At 61.7% G+C, this 21,270-nt stretch carries 20 protein-coding genes; 4 read left to right on the forward strand and 16 right to left on the reverse strand.

Features of this window, described 5'->3' with window-relative positions:
* Window positions 1–9 precede the first annotated feature (9 nt).
* A complete protein-coding gene (locus tag OHL20_RS10530; RefSeq protein WP_263383143.1) occupies window positions 10–1,113 on the forward strand; it encodes an aldose epimerase family protein in 1,104 nt (367 codons plus the stop codon).
* A 220-nt stretch (window positions 1,114–1,333) separates the two neighbouring features.
* Here OHL20_RS10530 and OHL20_RS10535 read toward each other — a convergent pair whose 3' ends face one another.
* The 5 genes from OHL20_RS10535 to fucP all read right to left on the reverse strand — a co-directional run bounded on the left by OHL20_RS10535 (window position 1,334) and on the right by fucP (window position 6,427).
* Window positions 1,334–2,368 carry an NAD-dependent epimerase/dehydratase family protein gene (locus tag OHL20_RS10535; RefSeq protein ID WP_263383144.1) on the reverse strand — a complete coding sequence of 345 codons (1,035 nt, stop codon included), beginning with the start codon at window positions 2,366–2,368 and terminating at the stop codon, window positions 1,334–1,336.
* 269 nt (window positions 2,369–2,637) lie between these two features.
* Entirely contained in the window at window positions 2,638–3,957 is a 1,320-nt protein-coding gene (locus OHL20_RS10540; protein WP_263383145.1) for a hypothetical protein, read from the reverse strand.
* 94 nt (window positions 3,958–4,051) lie between these two features.
* Window positions 4,052–4,693 (reverse strand): O-methyltransferase, encoded by a 642-nt coding sequence (locus tag OHL20_RS10545; RefSeq protein ID WP_263383146.1) that lies wholly within the window; start codon window positions 4,691–4,693, stop codon window positions 4,052–4,054.
* Window positions 4,694–4,719: 26 nt separating this feature from the next.
* Window positions 4,720–4,857 (reverse strand): hypothetical protein, encoded by a 138-nt coding sequence (locus OHL20_RS10550; RefSeq protein ID WP_263383147.1) that lies wholly within the window; start codon window positions 4,855–4,857, stop codon window positions 4,720–4,722.
* 256 nt (window positions 4,858–5,113) lie between these two features.
* Window positions 5,114–6,427, reverse strand: a complete 1,314-nt coding sequence (fucP, locus tag OHL20_RS10555; RefSeq protein WP_263383148.1) for an L-fucose:H+ symporter permease — start codon at window positions 6,425–6,427, stop codon at window positions 5,114–5,116.
* Between the two features lie 204 nt (window positions 6,428–6,631).
* Here fucP and OHL20_RS10560 point away from each other — a divergent pair, with 204 nt between their 5' ends.
* Window positions 6,632–8,410 carry a TIGR03118 family protein gene (locus tag OHL20_RS10560; RefSeq protein WP_263383149.1) on the forward strand — a complete coding sequence of 593 codons (1,779 nt, stop codon included), beginning with the start codon at window positions 6,632–6,634 and terminating at the stop codon, window positions 8,408–8,410.
* Window positions 8,411–8,476: 66 nt separating this feature from the next.
* Here OHL20_RS10560 and OHL20_RS10565 read toward each other — a convergent pair whose 3' ends face one another.
* From OHL20_RS10565 to OHL20_RS10580, 4 genes are read right to left on the reverse strand one after another with little or no spacing between them, the layout of a single operon-like run.
* Entirely contained in the window at window positions 8,477–9,193 is a 717-nt protein-coding gene (locus OHL20_RS10565; protein WP_263383150.1) for a hypothetical protein, read from the reverse strand.
* A gap of 58 nt (window positions 9,194–9,251) precedes the next feature.
* Window positions 9,252–10,826 (reverse strand): hypothetical protein, encoded by a 1,575-nt coding sequence (locus OHL20_RS10570; RefSeq protein WP_263383151.1) that lies wholly within the window; start codon window positions 10,824–10,826, stop codon window positions 9,252–9,254.
* 38 nt (window positions 10,827–10,864) lie between these two features.
* Window positions 10,865–12,628, reverse strand: coding sequence for an ATP-binding protein (locus OHL20_RS10575; RefSeq protein ID WP_263383152.1), 1,764 nt, complete (start codon window positions 12,626–12,628; stop codon window positions 10,865–10,867).
* 51 nt (window positions 12,629–12,679) lie between these two features.
* Window positions 12,680–13,363, reverse strand: coding sequence for a response regulator transcription factor (locus OHL20_RS10580; RefSeq protein WP_263383153.1), 684 nt, complete (start codon window positions 13,361–13,363; stop codon window positions 12,680–12,682).
* A 192-nt stretch (window positions 13,364–13,555) separates the two neighbouring features.
* Here OHL20_RS10580 and OHL20_RS10585 point away from each other — a divergent pair, with 192 nt between their 5' ends.
* Together OHL20_RS10585 and OHL20_RS10590 are read left to right on the forward strand one after the other, a co-directional pair.
* Window positions 13,556–14,260 (forward strand): CoA transferase subunit A, encoded by a 705-nt coding sequence (locus OHL20_RS10585; protein WP_263383154.1) that lies wholly within the window; start codon window positions 13,556–13,558, stop codon window positions 14,258–14,260.
* On the forward strand, window positions 14,260–14,889 hold the full coding sequence (locus OHL20_RS10590; protein ID WP_263383155.1) for a 3-oxoacid CoA-transferase subunit B: 630 nt from the start codon (window positions 14,260–14,262) through the stop codon (window positions 14,887–14,889). Before OHL20_RS10585 ends, OHL20_RS10590 begins: the two co-directional genes overlap by 1 nt.
* 255 nt (window positions 14,890–15,144) lie before the next feature.
* Here OHL20_RS10590 and gcvPB read toward each other — a convergent pair whose 3' ends face one another.
* From gcvPB to OHL20_RS10625, 7 genes are all read right to left on the reverse strand, one after another.
* Window positions 15,145–16,728, reverse strand: a complete 1,584-nt coding sequence (gene gcvPB / locus OHL20_RS10595) for an aminomethyl-transferring glycine dehydrogenase subunit GcvPB (protein ID WP_263383156.1) — start codon at window positions 16,726–16,728, stop codon at window positions 15,145–15,147.
* 28 nt (window positions 16,729–16,756) lie between these two features.
* The gene (locus OHL20_RS10600) at window positions 16,757–17,098 is read right to left on the reverse strand and encodes a hypothetical protein (RefSeq protein ID WP_263383157.1); all 342 of its coding nucleotides are present in this window, start codon (window positions 17,096–17,098) and stop codon (window positions 16,757–16,759) included.
* Window positions 17,098–18,432 (reverse strand): aminomethyl-transferring glycine dehydrogenase subunit GcvPA, encoded by a 1,335-nt coding sequence (gene gcvPA / locus OHL20_RS10605; RefSeq protein WP_263383158.1) that lies wholly within the window; start codon window positions 18,430–18,432, stop codon window positions 17,098–17,100. The genes OHL20_RS10600 and gcvPA overlap by 1 nt, the downstream gene beginning before the upstream one ends.
* A 3-nt stretch (window positions 18,433–18,435) precedes the next feature.
* A complete protein-coding gene (gcvH, locus tag OHL20_RS10610; protein ID WP_263383159.1) occupies window positions 18,436–18,825 on the reverse strand; it encodes a glycine cleavage system protein GcvH in 390 nt (129 codons plus the stop codon).
* A 19-nt stretch (window positions 18,826–18,844) separates the two neighbouring features.
* The gene (gene gcvT / locus OHL20_RS10615) at window positions 18,845–20,023 is read right to left on the reverse strand and encodes a glycine cleavage system aminomethyltransferase GcvT (protein ID WP_263383160.1); all 1,179 of its coding nucleotides are present in this window, start codon (window positions 20,021–20,023) and stop codon (window positions 18,845–18,847) included.
* 76 nt (window positions 20,024–20,099) lie between these two features.
* A complete protein-coding gene (locus OHL20_RS10620) occupies window positions 20,100–20,657 on the reverse strand; it encodes a TlpA family protein disulfide reductase (RefSeq protein WP_263383161.1) in 558 nt (185 codons plus the stop codon).
* A gap of 57 nt (window positions 20,658–20,714) precedes the next feature.
* Window positions 20,715–21,236, reverse strand: a complete 522-nt coding sequence (locus OHL20_RS10625) for a hypothetical protein (RefSeq protein WP_263383162.1) — start codon at window positions 21,234–21,236, stop codon at window positions 20,715–20,717.
* Window positions 21,237–21,270: the final 34 nt, after the last annotated feature.

Raw genomic sequence — 21,270 nt, forward strand, 5'->3', positions numbered from 1 at the left:
CTACTGACGATGAAACTTGCACAGGTTATTCTGGCTGTCATGACTACCGCACTCACTGCACAAGGCGCTGTAACGAAGGAGCCGTTCGGGACCACACCGGGCGGCGCGGCTGTCGAGATCTACACGTTGAAGAGCGATGCTGTTGAGGCGCGCATCATGACCTATGGCGCGCGGATCGTCTCGATCAAGACGGCAGACAAGACTGGCAAGGTTGCGGATGTTGTTCTGGGCTACAAGGACTTTGCCGGCTACACGGGCGACAAGAATACCTACTTCGGCTCAATCGTCGGTCGGTATGGCAATCGCATCGCGCATGGCAAGTTCTCGCTCGACGGCAAGGAGTACACGCTGCCACTGAACGATCATGGGATCAATACGCTGCATGGCGGAACGGTCGGTTTCGACTCCCTGATCTGGACAGGCAAGGAGATTCCGGGTGGTGTTGAGATGACGCTGGTGAGCAAGGACGGCGACCAGGGCTTTCCGGGGACGCTGACGGCGCATGTGAAATATACGCTGCAAGGTGGTGCGCTGAAGATCGACTACACCGCGACGACGGACAAGGATACGGTTCTGAATCTGACGAACCACTCGTACTTCAACCTGGCGGGCGAAGGGACGGGAACGATTCTGAACCAGGAGATCGAGATCCACGCGGACAAGTTCACGCCGACCGATGCCGGGCTGATCCCGACGGGCGTTCTGGCTCCAGTTGCGGGGACGCCGTTCGACTTCACGAAGCCGATGGTGATCGGCGCGCGGATTGGCGATGCTAACGACCAGTTGAAGATGGCTGGAGGGTATGACCACAACTGGGTTTTGCGTGGGCAGAACGGCGTCGAGAAGGTTGCGGCGAAGGTTCACGATCCGGTAAGTGGACGCGTGTTGACGGTGACGACGACGCAGCCGGGCGTTCAGTTCTATACGGGAAACTTCCTGGATGGATCGAAGACCGGCCCAAGCGGCAAGGCGTATGCGAAGAACTTCGGGCTCTGCCTCGAGACGCAGCACTTCCCGGATTCGCCGAATCATCCTGATTTCCCGACGACGGAGTTGAAGCCTGGTCAGACGATGCATAGCGTGACGACGTTTACCTTTTCCGTACAGAAGTAAGATTTGGTTTTGCTGTACCAGAGAGCCTCCTGAAGGATCTTCAGGAGGCTTTTTCATGGCTTGAGGTTTGAGTACCCCCCTCCCCTACCTAAGTACGAAAGTCTTCAAAACAGGTGAGTTAGGTGGGTACTTCGATCCGCCTAGGTATGGAGTGGTTAGTAGCGTCGTGGTAACAGTTTTGCGGGCCTGATCGCAGCCAGCTGATAGACATCGAAGATTGTCAGGAGAGCCATTTGAGGGCGCGGATGATGCCCATGGAGGCGGGTTTGGAGTGGGCGGAGACGTCGGTGCGGGCGTGGATGGCCTGGCGATTGTCGGCGTAGTAGCGGTAGGCGCGGACCATCATCTCTTCGTTAGTGAGGGTGGGGGTCCAGCCTAGCTCGGCGCGGATGCGGGTGGTCGAGAAGACAAAGCTCTCGGCGATCATCTGGTAGTGGTAGGGACCGAGGGGGGAGAGCTTGAGCCGGTGGGCGAGCTGCATCGCGGCGATGGTGGGGGCTTTCGGGAGGTGGGCTACGCGGGAGCGGCTACCGGCTTCTCGGATGATGGCTTCGTAGACCTTCTTGAGGGAGACGACGTGGTCGGAGCCGATGTGGAAGAGGTTTGAGCCTTCGTAAGCGAGGGACTGGATGCAGGCGGTGGCGAGGTCCTGGGCGTAGATGAACTGGTAGCGATTGTCGCCGTCGCCGACGACCCAGACCTTCTTGCCGTCATCGATGAACTCGAAGAGGATGGCGAGGAGACCGAGTCGGCCGCTGTCGATGATGGTGGGGCAGCGAATGGTGATGACATCGAGGTCGGGGTAGTCGGCGAGGACCTGCTCGCCGGCTAGTTTGGATTTGCCGTATAGCTCGATGGGGTTGGGGGGCTCGTCCTCGGTGACGTCGTGGCCGAGATTGCTGGCCCATAGGCAGTTCGAGGAGATGAAGATGAACTTCTTGACGCTGTGCTGGCGGGCGGCTTCGGCCAGGTTGCGGGTGCCGTCGACGTTCGAGGTCCAGAGGAGGTTGTCATCGATGGCATCGTGGGCGAGTTGGGCGGCGCAATGGAAGACGGCTTCGAAGTGGTGCTCGGCGAAGAGCTTGTCCAGGAGGGCCGGGTCGCGGATGTCGCCTTGCACGCTGATGAGGTTCGGATTGGAGTCGGGGTCGGCTACGAGATCGATGTTGGTGCAGCGGTAGTTCTCGTCGAGGAGGCGGCGCTTGAGGAGACCGCCGAAGAAGCCGGAGCCGCCGGTGATGAGGACGCTTTTCATGTTGGATTAAGGGTACAGGGTTTGGGGTTTGTGGCGCGAGGGTAAAGGCTTAACACCGATCCGTGCGGATGACACCGATTTGGGAGGTTAGAGGCTATCGCGGATTGTCGCGAATGAGCACGGATTTACGGACAGACATGGGTTCCCTTTGGATGTGACAACAAGAAGGCAAAGGGCAACGACAGGGTTCGCGTTTGATTGGCTTTTTACATTCTTACGTCCCGGCATAGGGACATCGGGCACCCGATCGTTTGCGGTTATGGGAGCGCCTAGGGACGTGGCTGCCAGGAGAAGGCGCGGGTGCGGTCGGCGGAGCGGAAGAGGTAGACGGTGAAGATGGTGATGAGGGGTTCGAGGGGGTGGCGGAAGCGGGCCTGGACGGTGATGAAGTAGTAGGCGAAGGGCATGAGGAGAAAGGCCCAGAGGAAGAGGGTCGCTCCGGAGATGCGGTTGCGGAGGGAGAGGGCGAGGCCGAGGATGCCGGTGATCGAGAGGAAGCAGAAGTTGATCTCGCGGGTGATCTCGACGAAGTAGCCCTTGGCGCCGTGCTCGATGGGGTGGGGGACGCTGACCCAGTAGAAGTAGAAGCGCTTCAGGGCTAGTTCGAGGAAGCGCGTTTTGTGGAGGGCTATGTACTGTTTGGCGAGGGCGTCCTGCTGCTTGACGTAGGCTACTTCGCCCATGGATTTGTATTTGAGGTAGATGGGGTCATGGTCGGCTACGGGGACGGTGGCTCCCCACGGAAAGCCTTCATGCTCTTCGAGGACGGACTCGTGGAGTTCGGCGCCGAGGTTGCCGCGCATCGGGATGAGGGCGTGGAAGACGGTGTAGTTGCGGATCATCCAGGGGGCGAGGCAGGCGCAGAAGATGAGGCCCGAGAGGATGGCTTTGCCGATGCTCGGGAGGAAGGCTGGGGTGCGCCAGGTTCCGGCGATGATCCAGAGACCGCAGGCGGGAAGGAAGACGAGGGGGGTGGAGTTGGTGAGGGCAATGAGTCCCCAGAGGAGGCCGAAGAGGAGCCAGCGGCGGGTGGTTTGGAGTTTTGCTTCCTCGGAGCCTGTGCCGCGAAGGCGGAGGGCGAGGACGAGAGCCCAGGCGAAGAAGAAGGCGGTGGGGGCCATGTCCCATACCCAGTGGACGGCGTATTGCATGGCTGCGGGATAGAGGGCCCAGAGCCAGGCAGACCAGAGGGCCAGCTTTTCATCCTTGTAGCAGCGTTTGGCGATCTCGTAGATGGCGGGCGCGGTGGCGGCGGAGACGATGCTGTTGAGGGTAAGGATGACCCAGGCGGCGAGGGGGGTGTAGACGCCAAAGAGCTTAAAAACTCCGGCGAGGACGACGGGGTAGAGCGGCGGGAGCCAGGCGGTGGGGCCGGAGTGGCCGGTGAAGGGGTCGGCGTAGCCAAAGCCTGTGGCGAGCGCGCGGGCGATGCGCCCCATCTCCCAGCCGAACTGCATGTGGTCTTCGAAGAGGCGGATGCGGTAGGTGTGGGCGAGGGTGATGTAGATGACGCGCAGGAGGAGGCCGGTCCAGAAGATGGCGATGGGGGCGCGGTAGGGATTGGCGGGCTGGGTAGTTTGACGGGGCATCGGCTGTGGGTTCAGAGTATCGCGGTGAAAGGACAGACGCAGGTTCCCTACTGGAATGACAACTCAAGAAGCATAGGCAAGCGCAGCGGCAGGATCAGGCGCGGCCTTCGCGTTTTTGAGCTACTACGAGGCCGCGGGGGGTGGGGAGGAAGATGCAGGAGAGGAGGCCTTCGGACTCCATCTTGTGGGCGGCGTCGCGGACTACTTTGAGGTGGGAGCTGGCGTCGTGCATGAGGATGAGGCCGTAGGGGGAGATCTGGGGGAGGAAGCGCTTGACCTCGGCCTCGCGGATGGGCATGTCGGAGTCGGAGAAGAAGAGGCCTATCGTGCCATCGATCTTCATTTCCAAGGACGACTCGTTGCGGAGTTCGATCCAGTCGGCCAGGCCGGAGGCGGCGATCTTTTCTTTTGCGGAGGCGAAGACGATGGGGTCGAACTCGCAGCTGATGATCTTGCCGAAGCCGTTGGCTTTGAGGCCCTCGGCGATCCAGAGGGTGCTGACGCCGAGGAAGGAGCCGGTTTCGACGACCAGCTCGGGCTTGATGGTGGTGACGAGGGTGCGGAGGAACTCGAGGACCTCGGCTTCGGCAGTCATGGAGTCGTACATGTGCCAGCGCTTGGGGTTGGGGCACTCGGGGGTGGGGCGGTGGTACTCGGGCTGGAGCTGGCCGGCGGCTCGCTCGGCCTGGAGCATGACCTTGTGTTCCTGCTTGAGTTTTTTGCTGAAGAGACCCATTGCGTTGATTCTAAGCGATGGCCGCCCTAGCGCTGGAAGAGACGGCGTCCCGAGACGAGGTCGTAGAGGCCGACGAGGAGCATGAGGGCTGCGATGCGGAGGTCGAAGGAGGTCGGCTTCTGGGCGGCTACTGCGGATGTGGAAGAAAGGATGTTGGACGGCATTGGCTCTCCGAGGCTCGTTGGCGGTATCGCGGAATGGTCGCTGTGGTTCAGCGGGGGAGAGCCGGTGCTGCTGGCTGCTCAGGCGATTAGCGTTGAGGGGATGCCGGACAGCGGGTTCCTGGGCTCACCAGAGGGGTGGTCTGGGAGCAACAACAGGCGTCGTGGAGCAGGATCCGCATGGTGAAACTTTATTGGAGGTGCAGGGGTGCGTCAAGTCGAGCTGGTGCTCCGGGGCTAAAGCCCTGCGCTCCCACCGTTAGCGGGAGTAGCTGGGTTTGGAGCCGAAGAGGGCATAGAGGACGACGGCGATGTAGCTGATGAGGGGGATGATGTAGGCGTCGGCGATGCTGCCGGTGTGCTCGGCGATGAGGCCCATGATGGGGGTGAGGATGGCTCCGCCGACGATGGACATGACGAGGAGGGAGCCGGCGATCTTGGTGTTGGCCCCGAGATCCTTGATGCCGAGGGCGAAGAGGGTGGGGAACATGACGGACATGCAGAGGCTGGTTCCGAAGACGCACCAGAGGCCGACCCAGCCGGGATGGACGATGGCGATGGTGAGGAGAACGATGTTCGCGATGGCGTAACCGGCCATCAGTCTGGATGCGGGTACGAACTGCATGAGCCATGCTGAGCCGAAGCGTCCGACACCGAAGGCGGCGAGGGTGCCGATGAGGAAGTAGCCGGCGACCTTTTCTGGCTGGTGGGTGTAGTCCTGCACGTACTGGATGAAGTAGCTCCAGGTGCCGACCTGTGCACCGATGTAGAGGAACTGCGTGATGACGGCGAGGACGAAGTGGCGCTGGTGGAGGAGGTCGGTGACGTGGGCGTGGTCGTCGACGTCGCCTTCGTGCTCGCTCTGGATGACGGGGAACTTCGTGCGCGCGATGACACCGGCGAGGATGAGGGCGATGAGGCCGAGAAGGGCGTAGGGTGCGACGACGCGGAGGGTTTCGGTGCGGAGATAGGCGGCGTAGGTGCCTGAGGCGATGCGGGCGGCTACTTCGGATTTTGTGAGCTCGACGCCAGAGAGGATGAAGACGGTGCCTACGCCTGCTCCGGCGATGGCCCCGATGGGGTTGAAGGCCTGCGAGAAGTTGAGGCGGCGCTCGGAGCTTTCAGGTGCGCCGATCTGGGCGATGAAGGGGTTCGCGGCGGTTTCGAGGAAGGCGAGGCCGCTGGCCATGACGAAGAGGGCGAAAAGGAAGAACCAGTACTGGCCGACGAGAGCAGCGGGATAGAAGAGGAAGGTTCCGGTGGCAAAGAGGAGGAGGCCGGTGAGGATTCCAGCTTTGTAGCCTGCGCGGCGCATGAGCAGGGCGGCAGGGATGGCGAGGAGGAAGTAGCCCATGTAAAAGGCGGACTGGACGAGCCCTCCTTCGAAGCGGGTGAGCGCGAAGGACTTCATGAACTGGCGGATAAGGATGTCGTTGAGGTTGTTCGGGATGGCCCAGAGAAAGAAGAGGGAGGTGACCAGGAAGAATGGCCCGAGATTGCCGATCGGGAGCAGCGGTTGTTTGGTGGCCGATGCTTTGTCTGCGGCAGTTGTGCTTCCTGGTGCGATGAACATGGTCAGACTCCTGGTGCTTCAATTTACCTTACGGTGGGTGCCAGGTGCTTGCGCGAGGGCGGATGGTGCTGACAATCCCATGATCGAGTGATGACAGGGCACTGACAACAATGGGTGGCGATCTCTCTACTCTTCAACTTGACCGGGAAGGATTGCTGTTGCCCGGCAGGAACACTGCACTGAATGCAGGAGAAAAGAGACACCATGCAGAACCTGGCTACTTCAAACGATCACTCCACGACGACGCGGATCTCATCGCGCCTCAAGAAAATCTTCGCGCTTGTTGCAGGCGCTGCTGCCCTCGGAGGCTTTGCGTCAGCGCAGACGCCCGGGACCTTTCAGGTGACCAACCTTTTGTCGGACGGATCGGTTCCGGCGCTGACGACTGATCCGAACTTCCTGAATCCGTGGGGCGTGTCGATCGGCAAAGACTTCTGGATCAATACACAGGCGACGGGGCTGGACTACGTCGCGCTGATCCCGGGGGCGACATCGACGATCACGGCTCCGCAGATTCCATTTACGGTGGGAATTCCTGCTGCGGGTGGCGTGAAGACGACGACGGGTACGCCGACCGGTACGGTCTTCTACGCAGGGAAGAGCTTCCTGCTGCCGAATGGAGCACCACCATCGTTCCTTTTCTCGACGCTTGATGGGACGGTGTCGGGTTGGAACATCGGACTGGGGACCAAGGGCAGCGTGGCGCAGGTGGCGATCGATAACAGCGCGGCCAATGCGGTGTACACGGATATGGCTTTGCTGACCAATGCGACGGGTACGTTCCTGCTGACGGCGAACTTTGGCCAGGGCGCGGATGTTGAGGTGTATGACAGCAGCTACAAGGCGGCGAAGCTCGCTGGCAGCTTTACCGATCCGAATGTGCCTGCGGGCTATGCTCCCTACTCGGTGCACAGCATTGGGTCGCAGGTGTTTGTGACCTACATGCTGCGCACTGCCGTCTCGACGACGACTCCAGTGACCGGCGGACCAGCACCGTACCTTGTTTCGCCCAAAGCCAGCAACGGCGTTGCGTATCAGCAGACGCTTGGGGCAGGTAATGGATTTCTCGATGTGTTCGACAACAACGGCAACTTTGTAGCGCGCGCTGTCGATACGGGCGGCAACCTGAACTCACCGTGGGGCGTGGCGATTGCTCCAGCAACGTTTGGCGTGTTTGGCGGCGATCTGCTGGTGGGTAATTTTGGCGATGGTCACATCAATGTCTATGATCCGAAGACCTTCGCGTTCCTTGGGCAGATGACGGATGGAACGGGCAAATCGATCTCCTACCCTGGTATGTGGGAGCTCGTGTTTGGTACGGGCACGGCGGGCTATGGCGATGTGAATACACTGTTCTTCAGCGCCGGGCTCAACAATGAGAAGGACGGTCTGTTCGCTTCGATCACCAACAACGCTACTTCTACAGCACCGGCTACGTTCGGCGTGAGCGCTTCGACGACTGCCTCGTCGGTGAAGGCTGGTGCAGCGGCGAAGATCGTGGTGGCGGTGGCTCCGACGAACAGCTTCAGCGGTAATGTGACGCTGAGCTGCAGTGGCCTGCCAACGGGCGCGACGTGTACGTTCTCCCCGGCACAGTTGTCGGTCTCTTCGACGCAAAGTGCTACCAGCACGGTAACAATTCAGACGGCTGCTGCAACCGCGTCCGTATCTAAGCCTGAAGGATTCACGGCGACTCGTGCGGCAGAGATCGCTGCTGCGATGCTGCTTCCGTTCGGCTCGCTGCTGGCGTTCGTTCGCAGGCGTCCTGTTGGCAAATCGTCGATGGTACGGCTGCTTGGACTTGTGGCGATCATGCTGGTGGCTTCCGGGATGATTGCGGGTTGCTCCAGCGGAATGACCGCTGCTGCCACGCCACCGCCCGTTACACCGACAGCGCCCGTCGCCGCTACCTCGCAGGTGACGATTACGGCTACTGCCGGATCTACGGTGCAGTCGACGACGGTTGCGCTTACGGTTCAGTAAACCGAACCGACCTTCCACCGGCCGCCCTGAAGTCTTGGGGCGGCCGCTTTTTTGTTTAGGGGAAAGCTAGTAGGGATCTTTGGTGGGCTGTTGGTAGGGCTCGCCGAACTTGTTGGTGTGCTGGGCCATCATGTCGCCGCTACCCTGGAGAACGATGGTAGCGAGCTGCTCATGGCCTGGCTTGATCTCGACGACGCGGGCGGCGGCGGCGAGGCGCTCGCGGGTGACATCTTCTGCCCACAGGGTGAGCTGGTAGCTGCCGGGCGGTACGTCGTGGATGAGGATCGATCCGTCGGCCAGGGAGGTGCCGTAGTAGGGTGTGCTGAGCGAGAGAATGACGGCTCCCATCTGCGGGTGAATGTTGCAGAAGATGTAGGAGATGCCCTCGCGATCAAAGTGGACGGTGTGGTGCGTATGGGCTTCGTAGAGACCGAGGTCGAAGCGCTTGCCGTTGAAGAGCGAGAAGACGTTATGGAAGAACGGGTCCATGTTTGGGAAGTCGACGCTGCTGCCGGTCGGGACGACAAGGACGTGCGGGGTAAACTGCTTGTCTTTCTGTACGAGGGTGTACTGCTGGGCGGGCCTCGGCTCAAGGGGCTGGGGTTGAGGCTGCACGGGATTGAGCCAGACTACGATGTTGCGGGAGGTGGAAGGCTGGTGGCGCGTGCGGTCGTGATCATGTGCGATGGTGACGTGCAAAGAGACATCTTCGTCCTGAGACCATAGAGGCGAAGAAGTTGCCAGGGCGCAGAGGAGTGCGGCGCAGATGCGACTTGGGCTCATAGCTGGCTTTCTCCTTTCGCGTTTCTAATGACGCGGTGTGTTGCAGCGGCCGGACAGGCTAGAACTGATAGCCGGCGCTGATGGTGAAGATGTTGGCGATGTTTCCGGTCCCGGCTCCCGGCCAGGTGGTGATGCGACGGTACTCGGGAGAGAGGATGAGATAGGTCCTGGGGCGATAGATCACGTTGCCAACCACCATACTATTGCGAGCGTACAGGGAGTAAGGGCTGGTGGAGCTGGGCAGGATAATCCTGCGGAAGTTGCTGGCGAGGGCGTCGTCGAGGCCGAAGACGGCATTCGCTTCGAGGGTGGAGCTGAAGCGGGTCTTCCACTGGGCCCAGCCGCCGACGGCATCGACACCTGTGGTGAGGGGCAGGCCGGTGGTATGCGAGGTGCCGGTGAGGATGTCCTTGTAGACGCCACCGCCGAGGCCACCGAGGGCGCGGCCGCGATAGGCTTCGCCGCTCAGCGTGAACCAGCGATAGACGGGTAGCTGCCAGTCGGCGGTTGCGGCCCAGGAGTGGACGTGGGTGGTGCCGTAAAGCTGGTCCCCCGTGTAGGCGGCCAGTCCGAACACGAGGTGGTGTGAGGCGTCGCTCCCGCCGGCCGATTCGCCATAGTTTGTGGATCCGCCGTAGGAGATGCGGCCTTCCACGCTGGGGTGCCGGGATGCTTCGGTTGGGCTTGAACCCTGAACGGTGCTGCCGACGGCGGGGGGCGATGCGGGGTCCAGCAGGGCTGCTTCCAGGTGGAGGGTACGTTGGCCGGAGAGCGGGACGCGCTGCTCGATGCGGATCTGCGGGGACCAGGTCCAGAGATTGCCCGCGGAGGAGAGTGCGGGCTCAGCGACGGTCGCAAAGGAGGTCGGGGAGAGCGGCGAGATGATGGGATTGACGACACCGGCGTCGATGGTGGTCTTGTCCCAATCGAGGCTGATCTTGCCCTGTCGGAGACGAATGATGTTGCCGACCGAGGTGCTATAGCCGTATTCGTTGTAGGTGAGGCCACCGAAGAGGTCGGCGCTGACTTCAGCGGAGCTGCGCGCGCCGAGGATGCGCGGGCCGGTTCCTTCGACGCCGAGGATGGTCTGGCGAAGGCTTCCGCCTGTGCTCCCGTGAGGACCGTCGGCGGGTCGAGAGAGTGCGACGCCGGGCAGGTCGACGTTGTTGACGACGCCAGCGTTCGAGAAGGCGTTGAAGAGGATGAGGCCGGTGACGCGCAGGGGATACTTCGAGGCGGACTCGATCTTTGTCTGCTCGTGAAGCTTGATCTCGGACTGGGTGGCGTCCTGCTCTTCGCGGATGCGCTCGATGGTGTCGGCGGTGGGTTGCGGGGCAGTGCTGGCGGCTAGTGGAGGTGCGATCACCGGGGCGGCTGCTGCGGTGGGGAGCTGGGCGCGAAGGGCTTCGAGTTGAGCGCGGAGGGCCTGGATCTCCTGCATGGAGCGCTCAAGCGTCTGCTGGGTCTGATTGAGCGCGGCGGTGACGTCGTTGAGGCGCTGTTCGACCGATGCAGGTGGCTGGGCTGATGGGGTTTGGGAGGTTGCGCTGGAGAATGGAACGAAGACAAAGGCGAGAAGCGCGAGCCTGTGCATGTTTGCTTGAACCGATACTCTTCGCGCAAATCGAATCATGCGTGTTATCTCCTCTGTCTCCGAAGCCACCGCGAGGGCTAGTGCGTCTGCGGTTTGAGTTCCTGGCTCTTGTGCTCGAATGCTTTGAGCTTGGCCTTCTCGAGATGAACTGTAAAGGTGGTTGTTCCTGCGATGGAGGCGTCGAGCTGGACCTCACCGCCGTGCTCCTGGCTGATGTGCTGCGCCAGGGTGAGCCCGAGGCCTGAGCCGTTGGCCTTGCCAGCGCTTACGAAGGGCTGAAAGAGGGTCTGGCGGATGTCGATGGGGATGCCGGGGCCATTGTCAGCGATGCTGATCCTGATGCTGCGGTCGTCCTCGGAGAGAGTGAGTTGGACGGCCGGGCTGCCGGTGCCGTGCTTTGCTGCCTGGCAGGCGTTGAGCAGGAGGTTGTAGATAGCGCGGCCAAGTTTGCGGGCGTCTATCCAGGCGTCCACGGGCTGCAGGTCGACGGTGATGGTGACGCCGCGTGCCTCGGGATGCTGTCGGACGTTGTGCACGGTCCGCTCGATGAGGGGGGCAAGCGATTCATAGCTCGGATAGAGGATCTGGCCGGTCTGGCTGAAGAGGAGGAGCGATTCGATGAGATCGGTCATGCCCTGCACGGCTTCCTTGACCTCGAGGAGAAGCTCGGCGCGTTCGGTGGGGGCGGTGTTGGTGAGGCTCATGAACTCGGCGTTGGCGTAGATAGCGGAGAGATAGTGGCGGAGGTCGTGGGAGACGGAGCTTGCCATGCGGCCGATGGTGGCGAGGCGGTCGGCCTCGATGAGCTCGGCCTGGGTGCGCTTGATCTCGCCGCGCATGCGCTCGAAGGCCTGATTGAGCTCCTGTACCTCCATGGCTCCTTCCACGCTCAGTCGGTAGTGGAAGTTACCCTTGCCGAGGGCGCGGGTGCCGGCGACGAGAGCCTCAAGAGGACGAGTGACGGTGCGGGAGATATAGGCGGCGAGGATGGCGGCGAGCAGAAGTGCGGAGAGGCCGAGGATGGCGATCCAACGATTGACGCGACGGAGATAGTCGCTGGCGCGGTCGTAGGATTTCAGGACGACAAGCTCGACCTTGCTGCGGCCTATGGTGGCGAGCGGGGTCGAGACGGCCATGTAGAGTTCGCGGTCGAGCTTGAAGGAGCGATGCAGGCTTTGGGTTGCGGAGAGCTCACTGTTGTGGGCGCTGAGGTCGGGGAGTTTGGCGGGGGGTAGCGTGGTGGCTGCAGGTACGCCGTCGATAAGGAAGACTACGTCTGCGGCGGCTCCCTCGCTTACCTCGGTAGCGACCTGATGGTCGATGGCGTAGCCGATGACGACGTAGCCCAGCTCGGACTGATTTGCAGTGGGGCCGAAGTAGAGTGGCTGCATGGCCAATTCGTAGAGGTGCGGACCGGCGGCGATCATGCAGGGTTCGTCGGGTCCGGCCAGACAGGCCTGAATCTCCTGTTTGACGGTCTCGGCGTCGAGGACATCGCCTTTGTTGGAGTAGGTGAAGACCTTGCCGGTCTGGCTGGCGAGGGCGAAGAAGTCGCTGCCGCTGACCTTCCAGAACTCCTCGCTGGCGTCTTGAATAGTGGTGGTGTCCTGCGTCGCCATGAGGGACTTGAGGCTGGGGAGATCGGCGAGTAGAGCGGCTTCGCGGGCGAGCATCTGGTTACGCTGGCGGGCGATGTTGCGGAAGGTGCTGAGGGAGTGGTCGAGGTCAGAGTTGAGACCTTTGCGAATCTCCTGCTGGACGCTGACGCGGATGATGAGCAGGCACGTTGCGGTAAGCCCCAGCGAGACCGCCAGAAGCGAGACCATCAGCGTCGTTCTCATCCGCCATTGCTTCATGGGTGGTGTGGCTGGTGCTCCGGGAGCAACAACGCTTTAGACTCCAGGCACAAATTTGTAACCGACGCCGTGCACGGTGCGGAAGAAGACGGGATTGGCGGGGTCTGGTTCTAGTTTCTGACGTAGCTTGAGGATCTGATTATCGACGGTGCGCGTGGTGAGGTGGAAGCTGAGGCCCCAGACATCGTTGAGCAACTCATCGCGAGCGACGACGCGGCCAGGGTTGTCGAGGAAGTAGCGGAGCAGCTTGAACTCGTGGGCGGTGAGGGCTACGGGCGCGCCGGATTTGTGGATCTCCATGCGGGTGAGATCGATGGAGACGTCGCCAAAGCCCTGGAGGATTGCTTCCACTTTACGATGGGTGCGGCGGATGGCAGCCTGTACGCGGGCGAGGAGTTCGCGGGGGCTGAAGGGCTTGGTCATGTAGTCGTCTGCGCCCGTCTCGAGGAGGAGCACCTTGTCGGCTACTTCGGTGACGGCGCTGAGGACGATGACGGGGGTGTCGGGCGACCAGGCTTTGATCTCCTTGCAGACGCTGCGGCCGGAGAGGCCGGGAAGCATGAGGTCGAGGACGACGGCGGCGGGTCGCATGCTCTTGCAGGCGGCGAGGCCGGAAGGACCTTCTCCCTCGACGTGGACTTCGTAACCTTCGGCGGCGAACTGGCGCTGGAGGGCGCGTTGGATGCGTGGATCGTCCTCGATGACAAGGATCAGGTTCATAGGTTTCTCCGCGGTCCGAGCGGTTCTGGGGAGGAGACTGCTGCCGGACCGCGTCTTTAGTGTCGCTCACACGAGGTAAGTATGGACCAAACGAGCGGTGCGAATGACAAAGAAGTGACATTTCCTGAAAAGAGCCCGTGAACCGGTAGAACTGTTTTGGGAATACACTCTCATCGACGGAGATCGGGTGCGATGAACAAGGTGTTTGGGGATCCGGCAAGTGCGCTGGCAGGCATCGTCGACGACGGCATGCTGCTGGCGGTTGGAGGTTTTGGGCTGTGCGGGATTCCTGAGAATCTGATCCTGGCTCTGCGGGCTTCGGGGAAGCGGGGGTTGGTGGTGGCGAGTAACAACGCAGGCGTGGATGACTGGGGTTTGGGTTTGCTGCTGCATGCGGGGCAGATCCGGAAGATGATTTCGAGCTACGTTGGGGAGAATGCGGAGTTTGAGCGGCAGTATCTGGCGGGAACGCTGGAGGTGGAGTTCTGCCCGCAGGGAACGCTGGCGGAGCGGATGCGGGCGGGCGGTGCGGGGATTCCGGGGTTCTATACGAAGACGGGTGTGGGGACGCTGATCGCGGAGGGTAAGGAGACGCGGGAGTTCGACGGGGAGACGTACCTGTTGGAGCGTGGGATTCGGGCGGATGTGGCGCTGGTGAAGGCTTGGAAGGGTGATCCGCATGGGAATCTCGTCTATCGGAAGACGGCACGGAACTTCAACCCGAACGCGGCAACGTGCGGGCGGGTGACGGTGGCAGAGGTCGAGGTGCTGGTGGGAGTGGGTGAGATCGATCCGGACGAGGTGCATACGCCGGGAATTTATGTGGATCGAGTCGTGCATGTGCCTGGGGATTCGAGCGCAAAGCGGATTGAGCAGCGCACGACGAGGAAGGTCTAATGGCGTGGACTCGGTTGGAGATGGCCAGGCGTGCGGCGCAGGAGTTGCAGGATGGGTTCTATGTGAACCTGGGGATCGGGATTCCTACGCTGGTGGCGACGTGTATTCCGGCAGGGATGGATATAACGCTGCAATCGGAGAATGGGCTGCTGGGGCTGGGCGACTATCCGCTGGAGAGCGAGGTGGATGCGGACCTGATCAATGCGGGGAAGCAAACGGTAACGGCTGCTCCGGGGGCTAGTTTCTTTTCGAGTGCGGACTCGTTTGCGATGATTCGTGGCGGGCATATCCAGTTGGCGATTCTCGGAGCGATGCAGGTTTCGGAGCGCGGCGATCTAGCGAACTGGATGATTCCTGGGCAGATTGTGAAGGGGATGGGCGGGGCGATGGACCTGGTGAGCGGGGTGCAGCGGGTCGTCGTGCTGATGGAGCACTGTACGAAGGCGGGTGGGCCGAAGATTCTGCGGGAGTGTGGCCTGCCGCTGACCGGGAGCCGGGTGGTTCACCGGATCATTACGGATTTGTGCGTGTTAGATGTGACCGGTGAAGGGCTGCGGCTGGTGGAGTTGGCTCCTGAGGTTTTGGTGGGGGAGGTGCTTGCGAAGACCAGCGCGCCGATCGCCGTTTAGTGGCGAGTGACGGACCAGGAGCTTATATAAATCTAAAGTCCAGGAAATTACCTTCGCGCTTATAAATCGAGTCCTGCCGCAGGCCTCAGAAACAAACCTGAGATACTTGACAAAACTCAACTCAAAAGCGCCCCCTCAACAGCATCATCGGCCCGCGAAAGTCCGACCAGCCACAGTTGAAGTCCAGACTTAAGTCCAACGTTTTGAAGACTTTGGACCTAAGGTGAAAAAAGTTAGAACCGCTTCCGCTGCGCGCTACCACTCTTTGGCGGCTGAATCGGCCGTGAGGGGGGTGGGGGCTGGTGGGGCTTTCCAGCGGAGGACAGGTTTGCGGGCGGCTGCGGTCTCGTCGAGGCGCTGGATGCGCGTGGTGTGCGGGGCGGTCTGGACGAGGGTTGGGTTTTCGGCGGCCTCTTGTGCGATCTGTTTGAGGGCGTCGATGAGGAGGTCGAGTTCTTCGCGGCTCTCGCTCTCGGTCGGTTCGATCATCATGGCGCCGGCAACGATCATCGGGAAGCTGACGGTGTATGCGTGGAAGCCGTAGTCGATGAGGCGCTTGCCCATGTCGCCTGTCTTGACGCCGTTCTTTGCCTGCAGGCGGTCGGAGAAGACGACCTCGTGCAGGGTGGGGGTCTTGAAGGGAAGTTCGAAGGTGCCTTCGAGTTTGGCGCGGATGTAGTTGGCGTTGAGGACGGCGTCTTCGGTGGTCTGGCGGAGGCCGTCGGGGCCGTTCGCGAGGATGTAGGCGAGGGCGCGGACGAACATGCCGAAGTTGCCGTAGAACATGCGGACGCGGCCTACTGTCTGGGGGCGGTTGTACTCGAGGCCGAGGAGGCCGTTGTCGCGCTTGACGACGACAGGGGTGGGCAGGAAGGGCTCGAGGATCTTCTTGCAGGCTACCGGGCCGGAGCCTGGGCCACCACCGCCGTGCGGAGTGGAGAAGGTCTTATGGAGATTGAGGTGCATGACGTCTACGCCGAAGTCGCCGGGGCGGGTCTTGCCGACGAGGGCGTTCATGTTCGCTCCATCCATATAGAGGAGAGCGCCTTTGGCGTGGAGGATGTCGGCGATCTTGTGGATGTCGGACTCGAAGACGCCGATGGTGGAGGGGTTAGTGAGCATCAGCGCGGCGGTGTCTTCGTCGACCATGCGCTCGAGTTCGGCGAGGTCGACCATGCCCTGCGCGTTTGATTTGAGATTGGCTACTTCGTAGCCGCAGACTGCAGCGGTGGCGGGATTTGTACCGTGGGCGGAGTCGGGGATGAGGATCTTCTTGCGGGCGTTGCCCTTGCTCTCATGGTAGGCACGGACGAGGAGGATGCCGGTGAACTCACCGTGGGCTCCGGCGGCGGGCTGAAGCGTGATCGCGTCCATGCCGGTGATCTCGATGAGGGCTTCGGAGAGGGTCTGCATGATCTGCAGACAGCCCTGCGAGACCGATTCTGGCTGGTAGGGATGGGCTTCGGAGAGGCCTTCGTAGCGCATCACGGCCTCGTTGACGCGGCCGTTGTACTTCATGGTGCAGGAGCCGAGCGGATACATGCCGAGGTCGATGGCGTAGTTCCAGGTTGAGAGGCGCGTGAAGTGGCGGATGATCTCGATCTCGGAGAGTTCGGGCATGACGCCGAGGTCCTTGCGGACAGCGTCTCCGAGGAGGGCGGCGGCGTCGATCGCGGGAACGTCAAGTTCTGCGAGCCGGTAGGCTTTCTTGCCGGGTGAGGATTTCTCGAAGATCAGGCCTTCATTCTGGCTGACGTGCGTGGTGGCCTTCTTCGGGGTGCCTGCGAACTTCGGGGTTGCGGCCTGGATTGCTTCTGGGACGGTCAATGTCGTTGCCATGGGCTACCTCGCACTACTGGCTGTGCTGCTAAAACTCAAATGTTGGATCGCTGCCGAATTCAGAGAAGTGGCCGGCCTGCGGGACGTCGAGATCTTCTTCGCGGAGTGAAGCGCGGAGAATGACGCCATTTTCAAATTCGACCTCGATGGCTTCGTTCTCTTCGATGGTGGCGGCGCTGACGCTGCCCGCGATCAAGTCGCAGAGAAAGTTGCGGAATTCAGGCTCACCGTAGGCGTACGAACCTTCCTCGCGGAAGATGTCGGGCCAGATGAAGAGGGTGAGGCAGGGGCCGTCGAAGCGGAGTTGCAGATGATCCTGCACGAACTCGACTGCGGTCAGCTCCTGGCCGATGAGGGAGGAGAGATCCACTAGCGTGCTTCCTTGAGACCGTTGGCAGCCTGGTCGATCTGGACCTTGGTGGTTTGCTCGGTGGCGCACCAGAGACTGGCGTTCGGACCGAGCTCGGGGTACCACTTTGCGAGGGGCAGCCCGCCGATGACCTTGTGGCCGAGAAGGACGGTGTTGGTCTCTTCGGCGCTCTGCGGCAGGTCGAGGACGAACTCGTGGAAGCGGGGTGCGCCTTCGAAGAGGAGCTTTGCGCCTGCGCCGAGGGTAGTCATGGCGTAGTGGGCCTTGGCGAGGTTATGCTCGGCGAGTTCCTTCATGCCCTGTTTGCCGTAGACGGTGAGGAAGATGGTGGTCATGAGGGCGACGAGGGCCTGGTTGGTGCAGATGTTGGAGGTCGCCTTCTCGCGGCGGATGTGCTGCTCGCGGGTGGAGAGGGTGAGGACGTAGCCGCGCTTACCGTTGACGTCCTTGGCCTCGCCGATGAGGCGGCCAGGCATCTGGCGGAGGAACTTTTCCTTGCAGGCGATGACGCCGCAGTACGGTCCGCCAAAGCCTACCGCGACACCGTAGGACTGGGCTTCGAGTGAGACGATGTCGGCTTCGACGGGCGGCTTGACGATGCCGAGGGAGACGGCTTCGGCAATTGAGACGATGAGAAGTGCGCCCTTCGCGTGGGCGATTTCGGCGATGGCGGCTACGTCTTCGATGGTGCCGAAGAAGTTGGGAGACTGGATGAGAACGCAGGCGGTGTCGCTGGTGATGGCGGCGTCGAGGGCGGCCAGGTCGACGCGACCGTTGGCGGCGTAGCTGATCTCGGTGACGGGGATCTGCTGATGCTGGGCGTAGGTGGCGAGGACCTCGCGGTACTCCGGATGGACGGTACGGGCGACCACGGCGGCGTTGCGGCCGGTGACGCGGACGGCCATCATCACGGCTTCTGCAGCGCCGGTCGAGCCGTCGTACATCGAGGCGTTGGCGATCTCCATGCCGGTGAGCTCGCAGATCATGGTCTGGAACTCGAACATGGCCTGGAGGGTGCCCTGCGAGATCTCGGGCTGGTACGGGGTGTAGCTGGTGAGGAATTCGCCGCGCTGGACGAGGGAGTCGATGATGACCGGCCGGTAGTGGCGATAGACGCCTGCGCCGAGGAAGCTTGCGTAGCCGGTCGCGTTGTTCTCGGAGTAGGCACGGAAGCGGTCCATGATCTCGGACTCCCCGTGCTGGTGGGGGATGTCGAGGTCGCGCTTGAGCTGGTACTCCGCCGGGATGGTGGCGAAGAGGTCGTCGATGGTGGCTACGCCGATGTCCGCGAGCATCTCCTCGCGGTCGGCAGGGGACTTGGGCAGGTAGCGCATTCTTTAGTGTCCGGTCTCTTCGCTGATGAAGGTTTCGTAGGCCTCGGCTGTGAGCAGGGCGTCTGCCTGGGTGGCGTCGGGAATATCGAGCTTCATGATCCAAGTGGTATTGGCGTCGGTATTCAGCTTCTCGGGCTGCGTGGAGAGATCGTTATTGATCTCGGTCACAGTGCCGGTGAGCGGGGAGTAGAGGTCGGATACGGCCTTGACGGATTCGACTGAGCCGAAGATCTTGCCGGCTTCGACCTTATCGCCGACCTTGGGTAGTTCGACGAAGACGATGTCGCCGAGTGAGTTCTGGGCGTAGTCCGTGATGCCGACGGTTCCGGCTGTGCCGATCACTTCGATCCACTCGTGTTCCTTGGTGTAGCGATACCCTGTGGGGTAGGACATGTGCTCAGTTCTCCAGTAATTAGATTGTAGTGGGTGCGGCGGGTGCGGATTTCTTCGCACGTTTGTAGAACGGTAAAGCGACTACCTTTGCCTTGACGAACTGACCGCGAATCTCGACGGCGAGCTCTTCGTCGATGCCGGCGTACTGTACGGGGACGTAGGCCATGGCGATGTTCTTCTTGAGGAAGGGGGCGGGGGAGCCGCTGGTGACCTCGCCGATCTTTGTGCCGTCGATGGTGGTGACCGGGTAGCCGTCGCGGGCGATGCCGCGATCGACCATCTCGAGGCCGACGAGCTTACGCTTTTGACCGCCATCGGCCTGGATCGCGATGAGGGCTTCGCGACCCATGAAGGAGGGCTTCTCGAGCTTGGCGTAGCGGCCGAGACCGGCTTCGAGGACGTTGATGGTGTCGGAGATCTCGTGGCCATAGAGGGCCATGGCGGATTCGAGCCGGAGGGTGTTGCGGGCGCCGAGGCCGCAGGGGACGATGCCGAACTCGTCGCCAGCAGCGAGGACTTCGTTCCAGACCTTGGCGCTGGTGGGTTCGTCTGAGGGGATGTAGATCTCGAAGCCATCTTCGCCGGTGTAGCCGGTGCGGGCGATCATGACGTTGTAGAGGCTGGTGCCGTCGCGGAGGGTTAGCTTGCCCCAGGTGAACCAGTAGTTCTTGATGGTGCTGAGGTCGACGGGGGTGAGCTTCTGGAGCGTCTCGGCGGCGCGGGGACCCTGGATGGCGAGTTGGGTGTAGTGGTCGCTGAAGTCGTTGACGTGGACGCCGGGCATCGCACCGATGACGCTACGGACCCACTGGATATCTTTTTCGCGGGTACCGGCGTTGATGACGATGAGGTAGTCATTGTCGGAGAGCTTGTGGACGACGACATCGTCGACGAAGGTGCCGTTGGGGTGGAGCATCGCGGAGTAATGAGCCTGGCCGATGGCAAGCTTTGAGGCGTCATTCATGCAGAGTTGGTTGACGGCGTCGAGCGAGCCGGGTCCGCGGAGCTGGATGTCGCCCATGTGCGAGACGTCGAAGAGTCCAACGGCGGTGCGGACGGCCATGTGCTCGGCGATCAGGCCGGAGTATTCGACGGGCATGTCCCAGCCGCCGAAGTCGACCATCTTGGCGCGGTGCTTGCGGTGAGTGGCGTTCAGGGACGTCTTGCGGAGCGATGAGGGTGCTGCGATCTCAGCCATGAGGCACTTGTCCTTCGGGCGCAGAGGCGGCGCCGATGTCTTCCTTTCTATTTTGACAGGAAACGCAGCCGGGCACCTACCGGGTCGACGTCGCGCCTTGATGGGCCTGGAGCTGGTCGACCTGCTGCTTCATGGCAGCATAGGTGACGTCCGATGCCTGGCCCTGTGTCTGCCAGCGGACGGTTCCCTGGGCGTCGACGAGCAGGAGGTAGGGGTCGTCCGGTGCCTTGTAGTGAACCAGAGAGCGCCATACGGGCTCATCTTCGGTGAGCGGGATGAAGTGTGACTTACCTCGGTCGGAGACGGCTGCTTTGATCCGGCTGGTGACAAAGCCGCGCATGAGCCGGGGGACGGAGGCGAGGACGGGCATCTCGTAGTAGAGGACTCTTGGGGAATCGTAGTAGTCGGCGGCGAGCTTTTTGCCCCAGACGGTGACGGCGTCGCGCGAGCCCTGGCTGAATCCGATGACGAGTATGCCCACTTTGCCTTTCAACGCTGCCGGCAGGTCGACAGGCGTTCCGGAGAGGGTGGTGCCGTGGACCTCGGGGATGATCTGGGAGGTTGCGGGTGAGTGTGACAATCCCGCCAGCAGGAGGAGGAGGACTAGCAGGCGGGGGTGACCGTTTTGTTTCATGCTGAAGTGAGACGCGAGGTTTGCGGGATCAGTCTCGTCGAGTCGGCGAATCCGTTTTCAGGGTTTCGCTGCAGCCAGTCGCTTTACATCTTCGGCAATCGTGGTGATGGCGTCGTCGAAGTTGCGATCGTGGGTCTTCTGCAGGTTGGCGGGCAGGATCGACTCGGTGAGCGCCCAAAGGATGTAATGACTGCGGCGATCGAGAATGACGAGGCGGAACATCGGCAGCGGGTCAGAGGCTCCCTTGGTCTTGTCGGCGTTCGCCGGTCCGTTGGGTGCACTGAGTTGTAGTTCGAAGACGATGTCAGCCTGGGACGGGTCGCTCACAATTGCGTATCGACCCCAGGCTCGAATGGCGGCGTAGAACTCGTTGTAGGGCCGGTCGGGATCGCCGTTGAAAGGATGCGGGAAGAGGCCGCTGTCCGCTCCTGCGTTGGAGATGAAGACTGTCTTCGCAGCTTGAAAGGCCTGCGGGATCGGGGCGACCGGTGGGGAGGAGGCATCCTGAGCGCGGATCTTTCCGGCTGAGGTGACAGCAAATCCTACGAGAAGGAGGTGCAGAGTTTGCCGCATGGTCATGGCGTTGCCTCGGTAAGCTCACTGGACGGTGAGA

It is taken from the genome of Granulicella arctica (assembly GCF_025685605.1).
GTDB lineage: Bacteria > Acidobacteriota > Terriglobia > Terriglobales > Acidobacteriaceae > Edaphobacter > Edaphobacter arcticus.

Excerpts from the sequence above, each read along its gene's own strand:
- OHL20_RS10530 (WP_263383143.1), top strand. The coding sequence starts at position 10 with ATGAAACTTGCACAGGTTATTCTGGCTGTCATGACTACCGCACTCACT.
- OHL20_RS10535 (WP_263383144.1), bottom strand. The coding sequence starts at position 2,368 with ATGAAAAGCGTCCTCATCACCGGCGGCTCCGGCTTCTTCGGCGGTCTC.
- OHL20_RS10540 (WP_263383145.1), bottom strand. The coding sequence starts at position 3,957 with ATGCCCCGTCAAACTACCCAGCCCGCCAATCCCTACCGCGCCCCCATC.
- OHL20_RS10545 (WP_263383146.1), bottom strand. The coding sequence starts at position 4,693 with ATGGGTCTCTTCAGCAAAAAACTCAAGCAGGAACACAAGGTCATGCTC.
- OHL20_RS10550 (WP_263383147.1), bottom strand. The coding sequence starts at position 4,857 with ATGCCGTCCAACATCCTTTCTTCCACATCCGCAGTAGCCGCCCAGAAG.
- fucP (WP_263383148.1), bottom strand. The coding sequence starts at position 6,427 with ATGTTCATCGCACCAGGAAGCACAACTGCCGCAGACAAAGCATCGGCC.
- OHL20_RS10560 (WP_263383149.1), top strand. The coding sequence starts at position 6,632 with ATGCAGAACCTGGCTACTTCAAACGATCACTCCACGACGACGCGGATC.
- OHL20_RS10565 (WP_263383150.1), bottom strand. The coding sequence starts at position 9,193 with ATGAGCCCAAGTCGCATCTGCGCCGCACTCCTCTGCGCCCTGGCAACT.
- OHL20_RS10570 (WP_263383151.1), bottom strand. The coding sequence starts at position 10,826 with ATGATTCGATTTGCGCGAAGAGTATCGGTTCAAGCAAACATGCACAGG.
- OHL20_RS10575 (WP_263383152.1), bottom strand. The coding sequence starts at position 12,628 with ATGAGAACGACGCTGATGGTCTCGCTTCTGGCGGTCTCGCTGGGGCTT.
- OHL20_RS10580 (WP_263383153.1), bottom strand. The coding sequence starts at position 13,363 with ATGAACCTGATCCTTGTCATCGAGGACGATCCACGCATCCAACGCGCC.
- OHL20_RS10585 (WP_263383154.1), top strand. The coding sequence starts at position 13,556 with ATGAACAAGGTGTTTGGGGATCCGGCAAGTGCGCTGGCAGGCATCGTC.
- OHL20_RS10590 (WP_263383155.1), top strand. The coding sequence starts at position 14,260 with ATGGCGTGGACTCGGTTGGAGATGGCCAGGCGTGCGGCGCAGGAGTTG.
- gcvPB (WP_263383156.1), bottom strand. The coding sequence starts at position 16,728 with ATGGCAACGACATTGACCGTCCCAGAAGCAATCCAGGCCGCAACCCCG.
- gcvPA (WP_263383158.1), bottom strand. The coding sequence starts at position 18,432 with ATGCGCTACCTGCCCAAGTCCCCTGCCGACCGCGAGGAGATGCTCGCG.
- gcvH (WP_263383159.1), bottom strand. The coding sequence starts at position 18,825 with ATGTCCTACCCCACAGGGTATCGCTACACCAAGGAACACGAGTGGATC.
- gcvT (WP_263383160.1), bottom strand. The coding sequence starts at position 20,023 with ATGGCTGAGATCGCAGCACCCTCATCGCTCCGCAAGACGTCCCTGAAC.
- OHL20_RS10620 (WP_263383161.1), bottom strand. The coding sequence starts at position 20,657 with ATGAAACAAAACGGTCACCCCCGCCTGCTAGTCCTCCTCCTCCTGCTG.
- OHL20_RS10625 (WP_263383162.1), bottom strand. The coding sequence starts at position 21,236 with ATGACCATGCGGCAAACTCTGCACCTCCTTCTCGTAGGATTTGCTGTC.